Genomic DNA, 16,908 nt, shown 5'->3' with positions numbered 1-16,908 from the left:
GGACTTCAGGTCCGGCCGCCCTCCGTCACGCGTACCGGCAGCGCCCGCATGGTCCCGCGCAGCGCCGCCGCCAACTCCTCGAACTCCTCCTGCCGCGCCGCCCCGGTCCGCATCGCCAGCGCCACCCGCCGCGTCGGGGCCGGGTCCGCGAAGTACCCCGTGGTCAGCGCCTCGTTGCGGGCGGTCTCGACGGTGACCGCGGTGCGCGGCAGCAGCGTCACCCCGAGGCCCCCGGCCACCAGCTGCACCAGGGTGGAGAGCCCGGCCGCGGTCGTGGTGACCGGGGCGCCCTCCGTCCGGCCGGCCTCACGGCAGATGTCGAGGGCCTGGTCGCGCAGGCAGTGCCCCTCGTCCAGGAGCAGCAGCGGGAGCTTCCGGAGCGCGTCGCGGGGGATGTCGGCGCGCCCGCCGAGCGGGTGGCCGCGGTCCATGACGAGCACGAAGTCCTCGTCGAAGAGCGGGAGCTCGCTGACCCCGGGGACGCCGAGGGGCACGGCGAGCAGCAGCAGGTCGAGCCGTCCGGCGCCCAGCCCCTCGATGAGCGAGGAGGTCTGCTCCTCGTGCACCTGGAGGTCGAGGGCCGGGTAGCGCTCGTGGACCAGCCGCAGCACGGCCGGCAGCAGATACGGGGCGACGGTCGGGATCACGCCGAGCCTGAGCACTCCGGTGAAGGGGGCGCGGACCGCCTCGGCCTCCTCCATGAGCTCGCCGACGGCTTCGAGCACGACGCGCGCCCGCACCGCGAGCCGTTCCCCGGCGGGCGAGAGCAGCACCTTGCGCGTCGTACGCTCGATGAGCTGGGCACCCAGTGCCTCCTCCAGCGCGGACACGGCCCCGGAGAGCGCGGGCTGACTCATCCCGATTGCGGCCGCCGCGTCCCGGAAGTGCAGATGTTCGGCGACGGCCGCGAAGGCGCGCAGCTGCGAGAGGCTGGGCTGTTTGAGCCGGTTGCCCGGATTGCTCTGCGCCACTGATAGGCACCTCCGATCATCACGACCGAGTGTAGCTATTTCCGCGATCAATGCACTCTGTGCCAAGGTGGAGATCGTCCAACCCCCAGGAACTCCCTCAAAAGGGGAGAACCTACGCTACAAGGAGAGCGCGTGCTCACTGTCGGTGACAAGTTCCCCGAGTTCGACCTGACCGCCTGTGTGTCGCTGGAGAGCGGCAAGGAGTTCGAGCAGATCAACCACAAGACCTACGAGGGTCAGTGGAAGATCGTCTTCGCGTGGCCGAAGGACTTCACCTTCGTGTGCCCCACCGAGATCGCCGCCTTCGGGAAGCTGAACGACGAGTTCGCCGACCGTGACGCCCAGATCCTCGGCTTCTCCGGCGACTCCGAGTTCGTGCACCACGCCTGGCGCAAGGACCACCCGGACCTCACCGACCTGCCCTTCCCGATGCTGGCCGACTCGAAGCACGAGCTCATGCGTGACCTCGGCATCGAGGGCGAGGACGGCTTCGCGCAGCGCGCCGTCTTCATCGTGGACCAGAACAACGAGATCCAGTTCACGATGGTGACCGCCGGTTCCGTGGGCCGTAACCCCAAGGAGGTCCTGCGGGTCCTCGACGCCCTGCAGACCGACGAGCTGTGCCCGTGCAACTGGACCAAGGGCGAGAACACCCTGGACCCGGTCGCGCTCCTCTCGGGCGAGTGAGCTGATACCGACATGGCTCTCGACGAACTGAAGTCCGCCATACCGGACTTCGCCAAGGACCTGAAGCTGAACCTCGGTTCGGTCATCGGCAACAGCGAGCTCCCGCAGCAGCAGCTCTGGGGCACCGTCCTGGCCTGCGCGATCGCCTCGCGCTCGCCGAAGGTGCTGCGCGAGCTGGAGCCGGAGGCGAAGGCCAACCTCTCCGCGGAGGCGTACACCGCCGCGAAGTCGGCCGCCGCCATCATGGCGATGAACAACGTCTTCTACCGCACGCGTCACCTGCTCTCGGACCCCGAGTACGGGAACCTGCGCGCGGGTCTGCGGATGAACGTCATCGGCAAGCCGGGCGTGGAGAAGGTCGACTTCGAGCTGTGGTCGCTCGCCGTCTCCGCGATCAACGGCTGCGGCCAGTGCCTCGACTCGCACGAGCAGGTGCTCCGCAAGGCCGGCGTGGACCGCGAGACCATCCAGGAAGCCGTCAAGATCGCCTCGGTGATCCAGGCGGTGGGTGTGACCCTCGACGCCGAGGCCGTGCTCGCCGACTAGGCACCGTACCCTGGAACACGAGAAGGGCCCCGAGGACGACCGACCGTCCGAGGGGCCCTTCTTCCTGTGCGTACGCGCTACGGGGCGTCCGGTGACGGCTCGTCCCCGCCCTTGTCCGGCTTCTCCGGCGGGGCGCCGGACGCGGCCGGGGCGGGCGCCGCGTCCAGCGCGGTCGACCCGTGCGGGGGCGGCGAGTGGCGGCGCGACTCCTCCTGCCCGTAACTGCGCAGATAGCCGACCACCGTATTGGTCACCGCGACCAGCGGCACCGCCACCACCGCACCGCCGATCCCGGCGATCATGCCGCCCGCCGCGACCGAGAGCACCACGGCCAGCGGGTGCACCCGCACCGCGCGGCCGAGGATGAACGGCTGGAGGACGTGGCCCTCGATCTGCTGCACCGCGAGGACCACGGCCAGCACCATCAGCGCGGTGAACACGCCCTCCGTGACCAGCGCGACGACCACCGCCAGCGCCCCGGACACCACCGCGCCGACGAGCGGGATGAAGGCGAACAGGAAGATGAAGACGGCCAGCGGCACCGCCATCGGCACGTTGAGGAAGTAGATCCCGAGCCCGATGAAGATCGCGTCGATCAGGGCCACGATGACCGTGCCGCGCACATAGGCGGTCAGCGTCCGCCAGGCGCGCGGACCGGCCCCGGCGACCCCGGGCCTCGCCTGCGCGGGCACCAGCTTGAGCACCCACTGCCAGATGCGCGCGCCGTCATAGAGCAGGAAGAGCGTCGAGAACATCGCGAGCAGCGCACCGGTCATGAACTCCACGACCACGGTGACGCCCTGGAGGCCCGCGGTGGTGATCGCCTCGGTGTTGGTGCCGACGGTGTCGCTGAGGTTCTTGGCGATGTCGTTGATCTGTTTGTCGGTCACATGGAACGGGCTGTCCAGCAGCCAGTTCTTGAGGTCGTCGATCCCCTTCGTCACCTTGTCGGACAGGGTGTCGATGTTGTCCATGACCTGCCACACCACGAACCAGCCGACCAGGCCCATGATGACGAAGCCGGAGATCGCGGTGACGGCCGTCGCCAGACCCCTCGGCAGCCCGTGGCGCCGCAGCCGGGCCACGGTCGGCTGGAGCAGCGCGGTGACGAGCAGCGCGGCGACGAAGGCCAGTACGACCAGTTGCACGGCGCTGATGACCCGCATCAGCACCCACAGGGTCCCCGCCAGCACCAGCAGCCGCCAGCCCGCCTCGGCCGCGACCCGCATCCCCCACGGGATCGCCGCGACCGGATCGGGCCGCGCGGCCACGGTGGGCGCGTAAGTGGGCGGCGCGGGCACCTGGTCGACGTGGGCCGCCTCGTCCTTCCCGGAGCCCACCGGGTCCGTACCCCCGAGCAGGGGGTCGTCGGCCTCCGTCTCGGCCCGTCGTTCATCAAGGCGCTCGCTCAGCCTGCTCAGCTCAGCACCCACTTGTCCGAGCCATCCCGGCAGTTTCGACATAACGCTTCCTCTACCCCCGTCCGCTCTCCCTACCGCTCCCCCGGCAGCGTTCCGCACGACCGTACACGCGTGAAGCCCCCCACCGAAGGACGGCGGGGGGCTTCACGAGGTTGAGCTGGTGAACCCTGGTTCTAGTACCAGTGGTTGGCCTGCCAGAAGGCCCAGGCGCCGCACGGGCTCTTGTAGCGCGGGCTGCTCATGTAGCTGAGGCCCCACTTGATCTGGGTGGCCGGGTTGGTCATCCAGTCGGCACCGGCCGAAGCCATCTTGGAGCCGGGAAGGGCCTGTACGAGACCGTAGGCACCGGAAGACGGGTTGCTCGCCCGGTAGTTCCAGCTCGACTCGTGGTTCACGATGTTGCTGAAGCACTGGAACTGGTCGGCCGGCACGATCTGCCGCGCGATGGCCTGGACCTCGGCCACGGTGTAGGAGCCCTGCACGGCGAACGAGGTGGAACGGACCTCGGAGCGGCTAGCGCGCTCCTGGGCTTCCTTGTCCTTCTTCGCCTGGCGCTCGCGCTCCAGCTTGTCCTCGGCGGCCTGCTTCTTGGACTTCGCGTCCTTGGCGGCCTGGACGCGGGCGGTCTCCTCCGCGGACTTCTTCGCCGCGGCATCGGCCGCGGACGCCTGGGCGTCGGCCTGCTGCGTCAGCGAAGCGGTCTGCACCTGGGCCTGCTGGCCCGCGGGAATGTCTGCGAGCAGCGTGGTGTCGGCTGCGGTCGCCTCGAAGTTGTTGTCGTCGGCAGCGGGAGTGCTGCCCGATGCAACGCCTACGACGGCGCCTACGGTGGTGACCGCGGTGGCAGATGCCACGGCGAACCCCCGGACCGAAATCCGGCTCACACGGTGTCCTTCCAGCATCGCCCGCTTAGGTGACCTCGCGGGCGCAATCGTGCCCCTGGCACTGGCCTCCCTACTGCTTGGGTCACGGGAAGGCACGGGCCCGGTGGGCGACTCCCCGGGGGGAGCGCCGCGTGGTGCTCGCGGGCGGCATACGGACGGCGGTTGTTGAGTTGTGTGGTGCGTGGCGCCTCTGGAGGTGCCGGTGTGCCGTATGCGGGGCCTGACGGAAGCAAGACTCTGCCGGAACGGGACCACGCGAAGCAATTCTCCGTTGCGTGTGAAAGGTCACACCCCGTTTGGCGGACCTGAATTACGGAAAAGGCGCCGGAACACGCCGCCGCCCGGCTAGGCTGCTTGGCCCGCCGGGCGGCGTCAACGTCCCAACCCGTATCAGATCTGACCTTCCTCCAGCATTTCGGTCACCAGTGCGGCGATGCGGGAACGCTCCGAACGCGTGAGCGTCACATGAGCGAAGAGCGGATGCCCCTTCAGCTTCTCGACCACGGCGACCACTCCGTCGTAACGGCCGACCCTGAGGTTGTCCCGCTGGGCCACGTCATGCGTGAGCACAACCCGGGAATTCGTCCCGATCCTGGACAACACGGTCAGCAGGACGTTCCGTTCGAGCGACTGGGCCTCGTCCACGATCACGAAGGCGTCGTGCAGGGAACGGCCCCGGATGTGGGTGAGCGGCAGGATCTCCAGCATCCCGCGCCCCAGCACCTCCTCGATGACCTCGCGCCCGGAGACGGCCGAGAGGGTGTCGAAGACGGCCTGCGCCCAGGGGCTCATCTTCTCGGCCTCGCTGCCGGGGAGATAGCCGAGCTCCTGCCCGCCCACCGCGTACAGCGGGCGGAAGACCATCACCTTCTTGTGCTGCCCGCGCTCCAGCACCGCTTCGAGCCCCGCGCAGAGCGCCAGCGCCGACTTGCCGGTGCCGGCCCGGCCGCCCAGCGAGACGATGCCGACCTCCTGGTCGAGCAGCAGGTCCAGGGCGATCCGCTGTTCGGCGCTGCGGCCGTGGATGCCGAACGCCTCCCGGTCGCCGCGGACGAGCCGCACACTGCCCTCGGGCGTGACCCGGCCGAGCGCCTTGCCGCGTTCGGACTGGAGAACCAGGCCGGTGTGCACCGGCAGCTCCGCGGCCTCGGGGACGTACAGCGTCTCCTCGGCGAAGAGCAGGTCCACCTGGTCGGCGGCGAGGGACAGTTCGGCCATCCCCGTCCAGCCGGAGTCGGTGATCGCCAGCTCCGCGCGGTACTCCTCGGCGAGGAGGCCGACCGATGACGCCTTGATGCGCAGCGGGAGGTCCTTGGAGACGACCGTGACGTCGTACCCCTCGGCCTGGAGGTTGCGCGCGACCGCCAGGATCCGTGAGTCGTTGTCCCCCAACCGGTAGCCGGCGGGAAGGACGCCGGGATCGGAGTGGTTGAGCTCGACGCGGAGCGTCCCGCCGAGATCCCCGAGGGGGATCGGCGCGTCCAGCCGGCCGTAGCGGACCCGGAAGTCGTCCAGCAGGCGCAGGGCCTGGCGGGCGAAGTAGCCGAGCTCCGGATGGTGCCGTTTGGCCTCCAGTTCCGTGACCACGACGACGGGGAGCACGACCTCGTGCTCGTCGAAACGGGCCATGGCGTTCGGATCGGCCAGCAGGACGCTGGTGTCGAGAACGTAGGTGCGCCTGTCGGGCAGGCGGCGCTTTGTGCTGGTCACCACGGAAGGACGTACCCCCTCGGAAGAGGCTGGCGTGCGACGGCGGGCCGTCGCGGAGCATCCCGCTTGTCATCGGCGCCCACCTGGTTGGTGACCGGGCGCCGGCCTGTCAGGGATATGCCCTCTTACCCGGCCGGCCATGCCGACGGGATCTCTTCCGGGGGACGGCGGGGCGGACCCCGCCGGGCTCAGCCTCCGTAGCGCCGGTGGCGGGCGGCGTAGTCGCGCAGGGCGCGCAGGAAGTCGACCCGGCGGAAGGCCGGCCAGAAGACCTCGCAGAAGTAGTACTCCGAGTGCGCGCTCTGCCAGAGCATGAAGCCGGAGAGGCGCTGCTCGCCGCTGGTCCGGATCACGAGGTCGGGGTCGGGCTGGCCGCGCGTGTAGAGGTGCTCGGAGATCAGGTCGGTGGAGACGATCTCGGCCAGGTCCTCGAAGGAGGTGCCCTTGGCGGAGTGGTCCAGGAGCAGGGAGCGCACGGCGTCCGCGATCTCCTGGCGGCCTCCGTAGCCCACGGCGACGTTGACGAGTATCCCGTCGACGCCGACGGTGGCCTGCTCGGCCTCCTTGAGGACCGTCTGGGTGTGGGCGGGCAGCAGGTCGAGCGTGCCGACGTGGTGGACCCGCCAGCGGCCGTCCGCGGCCAGGCCGCGCACCGTGTTCTCGATGATGCCGAGCAGCGGGGTCAGCTCCGACTCGGGCCGGTCGAAGTTGTCGGTGGAGAGCAGCCAGAGCGTGACGACCTCGACGTCGGTCTCACTGCACCAGCCGAGGAGCTCCTTGATCTTGTCGGCACCGGCCTGGTGGCCCTCGGCCGCCGTGCCGCCGGACGCCTTGGCCCAGCGCCGGTTGCCGTCGAGGATGACGCCGATGTGCTTGGGCACCTGGGAATGGTCGAGGCGGGCCTCCACCCGGCGCGCGTAGAGCCCGTACACCAGGTCGCGCAAGTTCACTGAGTCCACCTCTCGGTTCCGTGCGGGCCCGCCGGCCCCAGCTCAGGGGTCCGGGGTCGTCCCCTGGGGATCGGATCGCCGCACTGGAAGGGGGCGGATCGCCCCGCCGTGTCATGGCAGTCCCGTCAGGCCACATTACTGCGCGGGCGCCGCGCCCACCCAACTCGGCCTGTCACAAGTCCGTGATAAAGAGATAATCGTGACTGATTCCTCTTCCCCCTATCAGGCCGCCGCATCCCGCTACGACTCCATGGAGTACCGCCGCAGCGGGCGCAGCGGTCTAAAGCTGCCGGCCGTCTCGCTCGGCCTCTGGCACAACTTCGGCGACGACCGGGCGCTCGGCTCCCAGCGGGCCATCCTGCGCCGCGCCTTCGATCTCGGTGTGACCCACTTCGACCTGGCCAACAACTACGGCCCGCCGGCCGGCTCGGCCGAGCTGAACTTCGGCAAGCTCCTCCGCCAGGACTTCGCCCCGTACCGGGACGAGCTGCTGATCTCGACCAAGGCGGGGTACGAGATGCACCCCGGGCCGTACGGGGAGTGGGGCTCGCGCAAGTACCTGCTGTCGTCGCTGGACGCCTCGCTGAAGCGGATGGGCCTGGACTACGTCGACATCTTCTACTCGCACCGCTTCGACCCGGAGACCCCGCTGGAGGAGACGATGGGGGCGCTGGCCTCCGCCGTACAGCAGGGCAAGGCGCTGTACGTGGGGGTGTCCTCGTACAACGCGGAGCAGACCGCCGAGGCGGCGCGGCTGCTGCGGGAGATGGGTGTCCCGGCCCTGATCCACCAGCCGTCCTACTCGATGATCAACCGCTGGACCGAGGACGACGGACTCCTGGACACGCTGGAGGCGGCCGGGATGGGCTGCATCTCCTTCGTGCCGCTGGCCCAGGGGCTGCTGACCGGGAAGTACCTGAACGGCATCCCGGAGGGCTCGCGGGCCACACAGGGCAAGTCGCTCGACCCGGACCTGCTGTCGCAGGAGGTGGTGCGGCGGCTGAACGGGCTGAACGACATCGCGCGCCGCCGGGGCCAGTCGCTCGCCCAGCTGGCCCTGAAGTGGGTGCTGCGCGACAGCCGGATGACGTCCGCGCTGATCGGCGCGTCGAGCGTGGGGCAGCTGGAGGAGAACGTCGCGGCGCTGGCGGGCCCGGAGCTGTCGGCCGAGGAGCTGAAGGAGATCGACGTCTTCGCCGTCGACACCGAGGGCACCAACATCTGGGCCGCGCGGGGCTGAGCGCGCGTCCGGCCCGGCGCCGGGCACAAAAAACGGGCCGGTCCGTGGGGGGGGTTACGGACCGGCCCGAGGGGGGGTTTCCACCATAACCCTTCGTAAGTGATGCTGGGTGCCGCGGCGCGAAATAATTACTCTCCGAGAGTGAAAGGCTTCGCTCCGGTCACCGGCCGGCCCTCGCCGCACGTCTCTGACCTGCGAGGACACCACCCACCCCGGGACGGGCACCGGAAACACGCCCGAGACGTCCACAGGATGTCCACATTCCGCTCGTCAGTGGCCGCCCCGGGGCTTCACGCAGCCCGTTCCCTCCATGTAGCGACCGTGCGCCTCGGCGTTGACGAGACCGTTGACCATGCCGTCCAGCGAGCCGTCCAGGCAGAGGGTCCCGAGGGTCACGGTGAAGGAGGTGCGGTGCGTTCCGAAGCTGCTCGTGGTGACCGATCCGTCCGGGTATCCGAGGCCGTGGAGTGCCCGGAAGACCGTCTCCTCGGTGGACCTGCCCCCTTCCGCGAGCGCGGCGAGCCCCTGCTTCACCCGCTTCACCTCCGCCTCGCCCCGAGCGCGGTCCGCGTCGGACAGGTCGAGGGTGGACTGGAAGGCATGGTTCTCGGCGTAGTGCGAGTTGGGGTCGCCGCCCTGCTGCGGGCCCGGGTCCGGTGCCGAGGGCGAGGCGGCCGGAGAGGTGGAACCGTCGTTGTGGACCACCTCCGTACCGCAGCCCGTGAGGGCGGCGGCGGTCAGGAGCAGGGCGGCGGTACGTCTCGCGGAAGTCATGGGCACGAGTATGGAACGGCAACCCGGCGGTCGCCGACGGGAGTTGGCACCCGATGCCGTTCCGTCACGTCGCGGCGGCCGCGCCCCGGTGGCCCCGGGTGAAGCGGACGCCCACGGTGTCCCCGCCGACGACCACGAAACGGCCGCCCTCGCAGCGGATCACGGCCTCGTGGACCTCGCCCCGCGCGTCCCGGCGCTCGTCCGTGCTCAGCACCGTCCAGCCGCCGTCCGGAACCTGCGGCAGACCGGCGAGCTCGGCGAACTCCCACTGGGCGGCGGGCACACACCAGTCGGGCAGCTGCGGCCAGGTGCCGGCGCCCACGTGCAGGGTGCCGTCGGAGGCGCAGGTCAGACGGACCGACTGGCCGTCGTCCAGCACGAACGAGACGGCCTCCGGCTCGCCCATCCGGCCCTCGGGGCGGTAGAAGATCCCGAGGACGCGGACGATCCTGGCCCCCTTGAGCCACTCGGCGCCACCCCGGCGCGGGCCGTGCGCGGCGTCCCCGTCGGTGCCGAGGTCCATGGCCAGCTCCTTCCCCGAGCGCTCGCGACCAGAGTGCCAGTTTTCGCGCCGTGTGGGGGCACCCGTCTCACTCGGGTTTGCGGGCCTCGATCAGGAAGCGGGTGGTGTGGGCGACGAAGGGCCCCTCGGTCTCCAGGCGGTGGTGCAGCGCCGCGAGTTGGGGCCGGTACTGCTCGACGGTGAAGCCGGGCACCATCCAGATCACTTTGCGCAGGAAGTAGACAACGGCCCCGATGTCGAAGAACTCGGTGCGCAGCCGTTCCGGCCGCAGGTCCACGACGTCCAGCCCGGCCGCCTCGGCGTCGGCCCGCGCCCGCTCCGGATCACGCGCGCCGCGCACCTCCGGGGGCTGCGGCCCGAGGAAGTACTCGACCAGCTCGAAGACGCTCGCGGGGCCCACCTGTTGCGAGAAGTACGTGCCGCCGGGGGCCAGTACGCGGGCGATCTCCGCCCACCACGTGGTCACCGGATGCCGGCTGACCACCAGGTCGAACGCCCCGTCCCCGAACGGCAGCGGCGGCTCGTCCTCGTCCGCGACGACGGCCACCCCGCGCGGGTGCAGCAACGCCGTGGCCCGGGCGATGTTCGGCGGCCAGGACTCGGTGGCGACGGCGAGCGGCGGCAGCTCCGGCACGGAGGCCAGCACCTCGCCCCCGCCCGTCTGGATGTCGAGCGCGGCCCGTGCCCGCCCCATCCGCTCCCCCATGGCCCGCGCGTACCCCCAGGAGGGCCGCTGCTCGGTGGCCCTCCCGTCGAGCCAGGAGAAGTCCCACCCGTCGACGGAGACGCTGTCCGCCTCCGCGACGAGAGCGTCGAACCGGGCGGCTTCACCGGGCGTGGGCGGGATGGCGTCGGATTCAGTGGGCATGGGCCCATCGTCCCAGCCGGACCGGGCCGCCCGCGAACGCATTACGGACGGGCACCGCGGCCCTGGGACGGCGTACTCCCCTGCCCCACCCGCCTGGCTGTTTTACGTACTGTTCGCCGCCACCGTCGCCTGCATACTGCTCCTGATCGTCAAAGCCATCAGTCACCTGGCCCGCACGGGCAGCACGGGTGGGGCGCAATGGGGCGGGGCCAAGGTGGAACGCAAGCTCGCCGCACCACAGGACCCTCGCAAGCGGGCCAACAGGATCACCGCAGGGCGCGGAATGCACACGAAGAAGATCGTGGCCGCCCAGCGCAACATCAGCGCGACCGTGTTCGGCGTGCCCGGCTCGTCGAAAACAACCGGGCTGGTTCTACCGAACGCCGCCGAATGGCAAGGCCCCTTGGTCGTCACGACCACCAAGGCAGCCGACCTCGACGTCATCTACGCGCGGCGCCGTCGCCTCGGACCGGTCTGGGTGATAGCCCCGGCCGGGATCCCTGGCCGCGCCACCCAGAAGTGGTCCCCGGTCGACTACTGCACCGACGCCAAGGCCGCAGACCGCATGGCCTCATGGACGGCAGAGGCAGCTTCCTCCGGCGACGACAAGCGCGCAGCTCCCTGGATCGACCAGGCCAAGAGCGTCTTGAAGGGGGTACTGCTTGCCTCGAACCTGTCCGGCGGCGGCGCCCGGGTCTACGCCGATGAAGAGGTCCGTGAGACCTGCGCCGGCACCGACTTCACCGTCGACGACCTCTTGGATGAGAACGGCACTGTCTGCCTGATCGCGTCCGAGGCCGACGCCGAACGGCTCGCACCGCTCCTGACCTCGATCATCGCGTCGATCATTCACGGCGCCGAGGTCCGCTACAACGCCACCGGCAAGCCGCTCGACCCGAGCTTGGGCATACTCGTCGACGAAGCAGGCAACATGCTGCGCTACCCCCGGCTGCCGAACATCCTCACCACCGGACGGGGCATGGGCATCGACATCCTGACCGTGTGGCACGACCTGTCCCAGCTCCGCGAGCGGCTCGGCACGCAGAAGGCCAACACCGTGCTCTCCGCCAGCGGTCTGCGCATGCTGCTGCCCGGCTGCGGCGACTTGGAGACCTTGCGCTACTTCTCCGGTCTGTACGGGCGGACCGAGGTGATGAAGGTGTCCCACGGCCGGTCGCGTGGCGAGTACTCCACCAACACCTCAGCCACCGAGACGGACCTCGCCCCGGTCCACTCCCTCCAGCAATTACCCGATTACATCGCCATCGCCCAGTACTCGAATCAGGCGCCCATCAAGGTCCGGATGCGGCTGACCTTCCGGGACAAGGACCTCAAGAGGCTGCTGGCCGCTCCTGTTCCGCCCACAGGAGCGGCCGGTCATACCCAACCGAAGGCGACAGAGAAGGAAGGACCCCGTGTCTGATTTCGGCAACCCGGGCTCGCTGTGGCCTGCCCTCCCCGCTCAAGGACAACTGGAGCCGCAGCGATGGGTATGGGCCGCCATGGATCCCGTCGACCGCCGGGCCCGACTCCGCGAGCTGGCCATCTGGGTCGACTGGCTGCGCAGCGCCTTCGAGCTGCACAACAGCATCCCGCAGTGTTGGTACCGCCACCCATCTGTCGTGGAGCACCTGACAGCCCTGTACGTCGGCTGGCTGCGTACCTATGCGGGCGATCAGACGGCCGGGCGGGACCTCGCCGAGGCCGACTGGATCAACGTCCTCCACAACTTCACGCCCCGCCTGCGGCTTGCCGCCTGCACCGGCGGTCGCCACCAGGAACCCCCGGCACTGGTGCCGCTGTCATCCGGCGCATCGGAGGCATTCGAGGTGTACTTGACCTCGGCCGAGGTGCTCACTACGGAGGCCGCGCACCCTGCCGCCGCCGAACTGGCCCGTCGCACCGCCGAACCGGATGCACTTTTCCAGGCTCCATAGCCGCTGTCCCCGTCCTGTTCGCGAGGCGGGATGGAACGGACAACGGTGTCGCAAATCCACTGCCCCCGAAAGAAAGCAGGAAAAGCCATGCAGAACAACATCACGCCTGAACCAAATGTCCCCTACACGGCCGCGCAGGCTGAGTCCTACGGGGATGCCCGCGGACTGCTCAATGCCCTCATCGCGGCCTGCAGTGCCAAAATTGGGAACACCGACGCCACGGACGAAGCAGCCCGGCTGCAGGTCGAGCAACGAGGCTACGTGGACGAGCGACGTCGTCTCACAGTGACGGATAATACGGCTGTGGCTCGGATCCTGCGCGACTACCCGGCTCGGCTGCAGGCTGTCCGCGGAGAGAGCACGTGAGCGACGAGCTCTACCCACGTCTTGGATCCGACCGCGAGAACGCCCATGTGTTCAACCAATACGTTCGCCCAGGAATCACCGGCACGCCGCGTGAGAACCCAAACGTCCTGTTCATCGGCGGGGCCCCCGGCTCAGGCAAGACCACCGCGCAGGGCACTCTGCTGTCTCGGCTTGGCCGGACCGATTCCTTCTCACTCGATGGTGACGAGCTGATACTTCCACACCCTCGATCCGAACAGCTGCACAGAGAAGAGGAATTTACTGGCGCGTACCTGGCATCAGAGGGCCTCAAGGGGCACTGGTGGAGCCGAGCCGCCAGGTTGCTGCGCATGCAACGCCTGGACACTGTGATCAGTGCCCCACTCGCCGGCCCTCAATGGGCGATCAAACGGATCACCGAGTTCCGTCGAACGGGCTTCCAGGTCGGCGTTGCCTTCGTCGCCACCCACGAGGCCCTGAGCTTGCAGGGCGTCGTTGACCGATACCACCGTAACCGCCGGTTGTACGGATACGGCCGATGGATTCCGCCCCAGTGGCACGACGCCGCCTACTCCGGCCCTGGACGGCATCGACCGGTGGGCCATGCCGGCGGTCTCTCCCCTCCTCGTCCGCGACGACGTCCAGCTGGCAGCTCATCGCGCGGAGATGGAGAAAGCCCTCGCGGCCAAGCAGCCCGCCAGGCCCGCCCCTACTCGAAACGAGGGCCCGCGGCTCAACGGGCCGGAACGACAGGGCCGCCGACAAGGATGGTGAAGTCGAAGGAGCGTCGTGCCAGGCGGGCCGGGCATCGGGGCACGCGTCACCACCAGTAGACCGGATACGCCTGCCTGTTGACCCGGTTGCCGACCAGGCCCACCAGGACCAGCAGGACCGTCGCCGCTGCCAGCAGGGCGAGGAACGGGCCGGCGGAGGGGGCGGTGGCGGCCACGATCACGGCGGTCGCGGCGGCGGGTGAGTGGGCGACGCGGAGGAGCAGCATCGCGCCGAGGGCGAGGCCGCCCGCGAGGCCGGAGGACCAGACGCCCTGGCCGAGGACGGCGAGGACCAGGAAGCCGGTCAGGGCGGAGACGAGTTGGCCGCCGATCACGCTGCGGGGCTGCCCGAGGGGTGTCTGGGAGGCGCCCGCGATCAGCGCCATGCTGGCCGCCAGCGGCGGGATGAGCAGGACCTGGTGCGACCACTCCCCCACCGCCACCAGGAGGGTCAGGGCGATCACGCTGCTCGCCGTGGCGACCACCGTCGTCAGCGCCTTCGGCCGGGGCGGCGCCTGCGTCGCGTGCCAGGGGCGCGCGGGGGCGGGGACCTCGGCCGGGGGCCTGGTCTGCGTCATCGTGTCGGTTTCCCTTCGAGGCGAGCGCTAATGGCTTGCCCGTTAGCGTCGATGGGGTGAATCTACCCGCAGCCGCCCGATCACGCGGCCGTTCGCGGAACCTGGAAGAATCCGCGTACCCGGGTCAGGGAGGGCCGGCATGACGACACACGGCAAGGACACGCTCGAAATCCGCCCCCTTGAGCCCCTGGCGGTCGAGTTCACCAGCTCGTGGCATTACGAGGCGGGCGCCCTGATCGACGAGGTCGGCACCCCGCACGGGCTGGCCCACTGGATCGACGCGTACCGCCCGCGCCTCGGCATGGGCGCCGGGACCCGCGTGGAGATGGATGCGCCGGACGTCACGACCGCGCTCGCCGTCCGCGAGGCCGTACGGGACCTGCTCGACGCCCTGGTCGACCGGGGGCGCCCGCCCGCCGCGTCCCTCGGCCTGGTGACCGAGCGGGCGCGGGGCGTCCAGCAGGCCGCGGTCACCTGGCCGGACACCGGGCCGCGGCTCGAATGGCCGGACGGGGTGCGGGTGATGGACGTCGTGGCCACCCAGGTCTGCGCCTCGGCCACCCGGCTGCTCACCTCGCCGCGCCGCGAACTCCTCCGCCGCTGTCCGGCGCCCAGCTGCGTGCTGTTCTTCTCGGCCCTGCGCACGGGCCAGCAGTGGTGCAGCCCCGCCTGCGGGAACCGCGCCCGCGTGGCACGGCACAGCGCCCGGGCGCGCTGAGCCCCTGCGGTCAGGCCGCCAGTCCCCCGAAGACCAGCCCCAGGAACGCCCCCGCGATCATGAACGGGCCGAACGGGATGCCCGTCTTGCGGTCCGCGCGGCGCAGTGCGACGAGCGCCGCCCCGTACACCGCGCCGAAGAGGAAGCCGGCGAAGCCGCCCGCGAAGACGACGGGCCAGCCGTACCAGCCGAGCACCGTGCCCAGGGAGAGGGCGAGTTTGACGTCGCCGAAGCCCATGCCGCGCGGGTTGACGAGGAAGAGCAGGAAGTAGAACGCGCCCAGGACGAGCCCGCCGAGGAGCGCGGAGAGCCAGGAGCCCGCGTGTTCCGGCAGCAGGGCCGCCAGGCCCAGGAGTACGGCGGAGGCTCCGGCGGCTGGCAGGGTCAGCCCGTCCGGCAGCCGGTGCACGCGGTGGTCGATGCTCGCGAGGAGCACCGCGACCGGGGCGAGCACCAGCCAGGCCGCCAGCTCGGGGCGTGTGCCGGTGGACCAGGCGAGGGCGGCGCAGGCGAGGGCGGTGACGACGGGGGCGAGGCGGTGAGGGGCGTAACGGGGGGTGGGCGCGTCCTCGGGCGGTACGGGGGCGGGCGCGCCCGTACGGACCTCCGCGACCGTCCCCTCCGCGCACCCGCCGCAGCGCGCCGCGCCCAGCCAGGCGCGGGCGGGGCCGGTGAGCGGGTGGCCCGCCGGGCAGGCGTCGCGCCAGGGGTCGCCGGGCGGAACGGAGAACCGGTAGGCGGCGCGCGGGACCAGGAGCCCGGTCGCGGCGCCCCAGAGTGCGGCGACCCCTATCAGCATGGCGTACACCTGAGCGATCCTAATCGGCGTGCCCCGGACGGGGGTTGGGCCTGTGGATTCGGGCCCGGCGGCGGGCCGGCGCCGCTACCGTCGGGCCATGGCTCGATGGCGCGATGGCGCGGGGACCTTGACGATCACGGACCGGGACGGGGTGACCGAGACCCGGGTGCCGCTGCGGATCGCGGCCTCCTACCGGCACCGGGCGCGCGGGCTGCTCGGCCGGGACGGGGTCGACGGGGCGCTGATGATCACGCCGTGCGGGAGCGTGCACTCCTTCCGGATGCGGTTCACGATCGATGTGGCCTATCTGGACCGGAGGTTCAACGTGCTGGCGGTCCACACGATGAAGCCGGGCCGGCTCGGCCTGCCCCGGCCGCGCGGCCGCCATGTGATCGAGGCGGAGGCGGGCGCGATGGCGGCGTGGGGGCTGCGGCCCGGCGTACAGGTCCGGGTCGAGCAGGCTCCGCGCGGTCTGTAGGCCCTCGCGGTCTATCTGCGGGGCACGTCGCTTCCGTAGACGACCCACGGCGACTGCTGGAAGGAGTTCACGCCGGACAACTGCGGCTGGGCGGCGGCCACTTCGGGCAGCAGCGCGAGGGTGTCCGGCCAGCAGTCGAAGTACACCGAGCCCTTGACGATGAAGCCCGCCCAGTCGGTGGCCGCCGACGCGCCCTCGCGGTCGAGCACGAAGCCCACGCAGAGCAGCGAGGCCCGTCCGATCGCCTCGCGCACCGCGCGGACCACCCGTTCCCGGGCGTCGCGGTCCAGTGCGCCGAGGCCGAAGCGCAGTTCCACCGTGCCGTCGTCGCCCCGGCTGATCCTGGCCCGTATCTCCTCGCCGTCGGGCAGCCAGAGCAGGAAGTCGACCCGGTCGAGGCGTTGCAGCCCGGTGAGCAGCACGAGTTGGTCCCGGCTCACCCAGGACTGCGTACCGGACGGGTCGGCGCCGGGGCTGACCAGGGTGATGCGCCGGGTGACCGGGTGGTCGGCCCGCACCCCCGCCGCCTCCAGGTCGCCGAGCAGCGACTCGGCGTCGGGGCGGCTCCAGCACAGGTGGTACGAGCAGAAGAAACCGTCACTCATCGGCCGTCACCTCGGTACTCGTGGTGGCTGCCCGCCCCGCCCGCGGCACCGCTCGGGGCGGCGGCGTGGGGGGGGCCGGCGGGTGGTCGGTACCCGAGCGT

At 70.6% G+C, this 16,908-nt stretch carries 20 protein-coding genes; 9 read left to right on the top strand and 11 right to left on the bottom strand.

What is annotated here, in order from left to right:
* Window positions 1-5 precede the first annotated feature (5 nt).
* Window positions 6-971, bottom strand: a complete 966-nt coding sequence (locus AMK18_RS12285) for a hydrogen peroxide-inducible genes activator (RefSeq protein WP_018100932.1) — start codon at window positions 969-971, stop codon at window positions 6-8.
* 132 nt (window positions 972-1,103) lie between these two features.
* On the opposite strand from AMK18_RS12285, the gene AMK18_RS12280 reads away from it, so the two are divergent.
* Window positions 1,104-1,658: a peroxiredoxin gene (locus tag AMK18_RS12280; RefSeq protein WP_018100933.1), complete on the top strand. Its 555-nt coding sequence runs from the start codon at window positions 1,104-1,106 to the stop codon at window positions 1,656-1,658.
* A 12-nt stretch (window positions 1,659-1,670) separates the two neighbouring features.
* Window positions 1,671-2,204 carry an alkyl hydroperoxide reductase gene (locus tag AMK18_RS12275; protein WP_018100934.1) on the top strand — a complete coding sequence of 178 codons (534 nt, stop codon included), beginning with the start codon at window positions 1,671-1,673 and terminating at the stop codon, window positions 2,202-2,204.
* A gap of 77 nt (window positions 2,205-2,281) precedes the next feature.
* Here AMK18_RS12275 and AMK18_RS12270 read toward each other — a convergent pair whose 3' ends face one another.
* From AMK18_RS12270 to AMK18_RS12255, 4 genes are all read right to left on the bottom strand, one after another.
* Complete coding sequence (locus AMK18_RS12270; RefSeq protein ID WP_073862802.1) at window positions 2,282-3,667, bottom strand: AI-2E family transporter; 1,386 nt, start codon at window positions 3,665-3,667, stop codon at window positions 2,282-2,284.
* A 131-nt stretch (window positions 3,668-3,798) separates the two neighbouring features.
* Window positions 3,799-4,509, bottom strand: coding sequence for a transglycosylase SLT domain-containing protein (locus AMK18_RS12265; protein WP_018100936.1), 711 nt, complete (start codon window positions 4,507-4,509; stop codon window positions 3,799-3,801).
* 390 nt (window positions 4,510-4,899) lie between these two features.
* Window positions 4,900-6,222 (bottom strand): PhoH family protein, encoded by a 1,323-nt coding sequence (locus tag AMK18_RS12260; RefSeq protein ID WP_018100937.1) that lies wholly within the window; start codon window positions 6,220-6,222, stop codon window positions 4,900-4,902.
* 185 nt (window positions 6,223-6,407) lie between these two features.
* Window positions 6,408-7,169 (bottom strand): isoprenyl transferase, encoded by a 762-nt coding sequence (locus AMK18_RS12255; RefSeq protein WP_018100938.1) that lies wholly within the window; start codon window positions 7,167-7,169, stop codon window positions 6,408-6,410.
* A 199-nt stretch (window positions 7,170-7,368) separates the two neighbouring features.
* Here AMK18_RS12255 and mgrA point away from each other — a divergent pair, with 199 nt between their 5' ends.
* Window positions 7,369-8,409: an L-glyceraldehyde 3-phosphate reductase gene (gene mgrA / locus AMK18_RS12250; protein ID WP_073862801.1), complete on the top strand. Its 1,041-nt coding sequence runs from the start codon at window positions 7,369-7,371 to the stop codon at window positions 8,407-8,409.
* A 270-nt stretch (window positions 8,410-8,679) separates the two neighbouring features.
* Here the strand turns inward: mgrA and AMK18_RS12245 are convergent, their stop codons facing one another.
* The 3 genes from AMK18_RS12245 to AMK18_RS12235 all read right to left on the bottom strand — a co-directional run bounded on the left by AMK18_RS12245 (window position 8,680) and on the right by AMK18_RS12235 (window position 10,574).
* Window positions 8,680-9,183 (bottom strand): hypothetical protein, encoded by a 504-nt coding sequence (locus AMK18_RS12245; RefSeq protein WP_241836551.1) that lies wholly within the window; start codon window positions 9,181-9,183, stop codon window positions 8,680-8,682.
* A 64-nt stretch (window positions 9,184-9,247) separates the two neighbouring features.
* Entirely contained in the window at window positions 9,248-9,706 is a 459-nt protein-coding gene (locus tag AMK18_RS12240) for a hypothetical protein (protein ID WP_073862800.1), read from the bottom strand.
* Window positions 9,707-9,773: 67 nt separating this feature from the next.
* Entirely contained in the window at window positions 9,774-10,574 is an 801-nt protein-coding gene (locus AMK18_RS12235) for a class I SAM-dependent methyltransferase (protein WP_073862799.1), read from the bottom strand.
* On the opposite strand from AMK18_RS12235, the gene AMK18_RS12230 reads away from it, so the two are divergent.
* The 4 genes from AMK18_RS12230 (at window position 10,573) to AMK18_RS34200 (ending at window position 13,689) form a co-directional block, all read left to right on the top strand.
* A complete protein-coding gene (locus AMK18_RS12230; protein ID WP_241836550.1) occupies window positions 10,573-11,997 on the top strand; it encodes a type IV secretory system conjugative DNA transfer family protein in 1,425 nt (474 codons plus the stop codon). The two genes, AMK18_RS12235 and AMK18_RS12230, sit on opposite strands and share 2 nt — an antisense overlap.
* Window positions 11,990-12,511, top strand: a complete 522-nt coding sequence (locus AMK18_RS12225; RefSeq protein WP_241836549.1) for a hypothetical protein — start codon at window positions 11,990-11,992, stop codon at window positions 12,509-12,511. Before AMK18_RS12230 ends, AMK18_RS12225 begins: the two co-directional genes overlap by 8 nt.
* An 87-nt stretch (window positions 12,512-12,598) precedes the next feature.
* A complete protein-coding gene (locus AMK18_RS12220) occupies window positions 12,599-12,877 on the top strand; it encodes a hypothetical protein (protein WP_073862797.1) in 279 nt (92 codons plus the stop codon).
* Window positions 12,874-13,689: a zeta toxin family protein gene (locus tag AMK18_RS34200; protein ID WP_079199272.1), complete on the top strand. Its 816-nt coding sequence runs from the start codon at window positions 12,874-12,876 to the stop codon at window positions 13,687-13,689. The genes AMK18_RS12220 and AMK18_RS34200 overlap by 4 nt, the downstream gene beginning before the upstream one ends.
* Here the strand turns inward: AMK18_RS34200 and AMK18_RS12210 are convergent.
* Entirely contained in the window at window positions 13,677-14,207 is a 531-nt protein-coding gene (locus tag AMK18_RS12210; protein ID WP_073862795.1) for an HPP family protein, read from the bottom strand. The genes AMK18_RS34200 and AMK18_RS12210 overlap by 13 nt on opposite strands.
* Window positions 14,208-14,346: 139 nt before the next feature.
* On the opposite strand from AMK18_RS12210, the gene AMK18_RS12205 reads away from it, so the two are divergent.
* Window positions 14,347-14,925, top strand: a complete 579-nt coding sequence (locus AMK18_RS12205) for a CGNR zinc finger domain-containing protein (protein ID WP_073862794.1) — start codon at window positions 14,347-14,349, stop codon at window positions 14,923-14,925.
* A 10-nt stretch (window positions 14,926-14,935) separates the two neighbouring features.
* Here AMK18_RS12205 and AMK18_RS12200 read toward each other — a convergent pair whose 3' ends face one another.
* Window positions 14,936-15,733 carry a prepilin peptidase gene (locus AMK18_RS12200; protein ID WP_073862793.1) on the bottom strand — a complete coding sequence of 266 codons (798 nt, stop codon included), beginning with the start codon at window positions 15,731-15,733 and terminating at the stop codon, window positions 14,936-14,938.
* A gap of 88 nt (window positions 15,734-15,821) precedes the next feature.
* Here AMK18_RS12200 and AMK18_RS12195 point away from each other — a divergent pair, with 88 nt between their 5' ends.
* Window positions 15,822-16,202, top strand: a complete 381-nt coding sequence (locus AMK18_RS12195; protein WP_198956984.1) for a DUF192 domain-containing protein — start codon at window positions 15,822-15,824, stop codon at window positions 16,200-16,202.
* 11 nt (window positions 16,203-16,213) lie between these two features.
* On the opposite strand, the gene AMK18_RS12190 is transcribed toward AMK18_RS12195, so the two are convergent.
* Entirely contained in the window at window positions 16,214-16,807 is a 594-nt protein-coding gene (locus AMK18_RS12190) for a hypothetical protein (RefSeq protein ID WP_073862791.1), read from the bottom strand.
* Window positions 16,808-16,908: the final 101 nt, after the last annotated feature.

The organism is Streptomyces sp. CB01249 (genome assembly GCF_001905735.1).
Taxonomy (GTDB): Bacteria; Actinomycetota; Actinomycetes; order Streptomycetales; family Streptomycetaceae; genus Streptomyces.
Note: the sequence above shows the minus strand (reverse complement) of the source record. Positions and strands in the feature narration are given on the sequence as shown.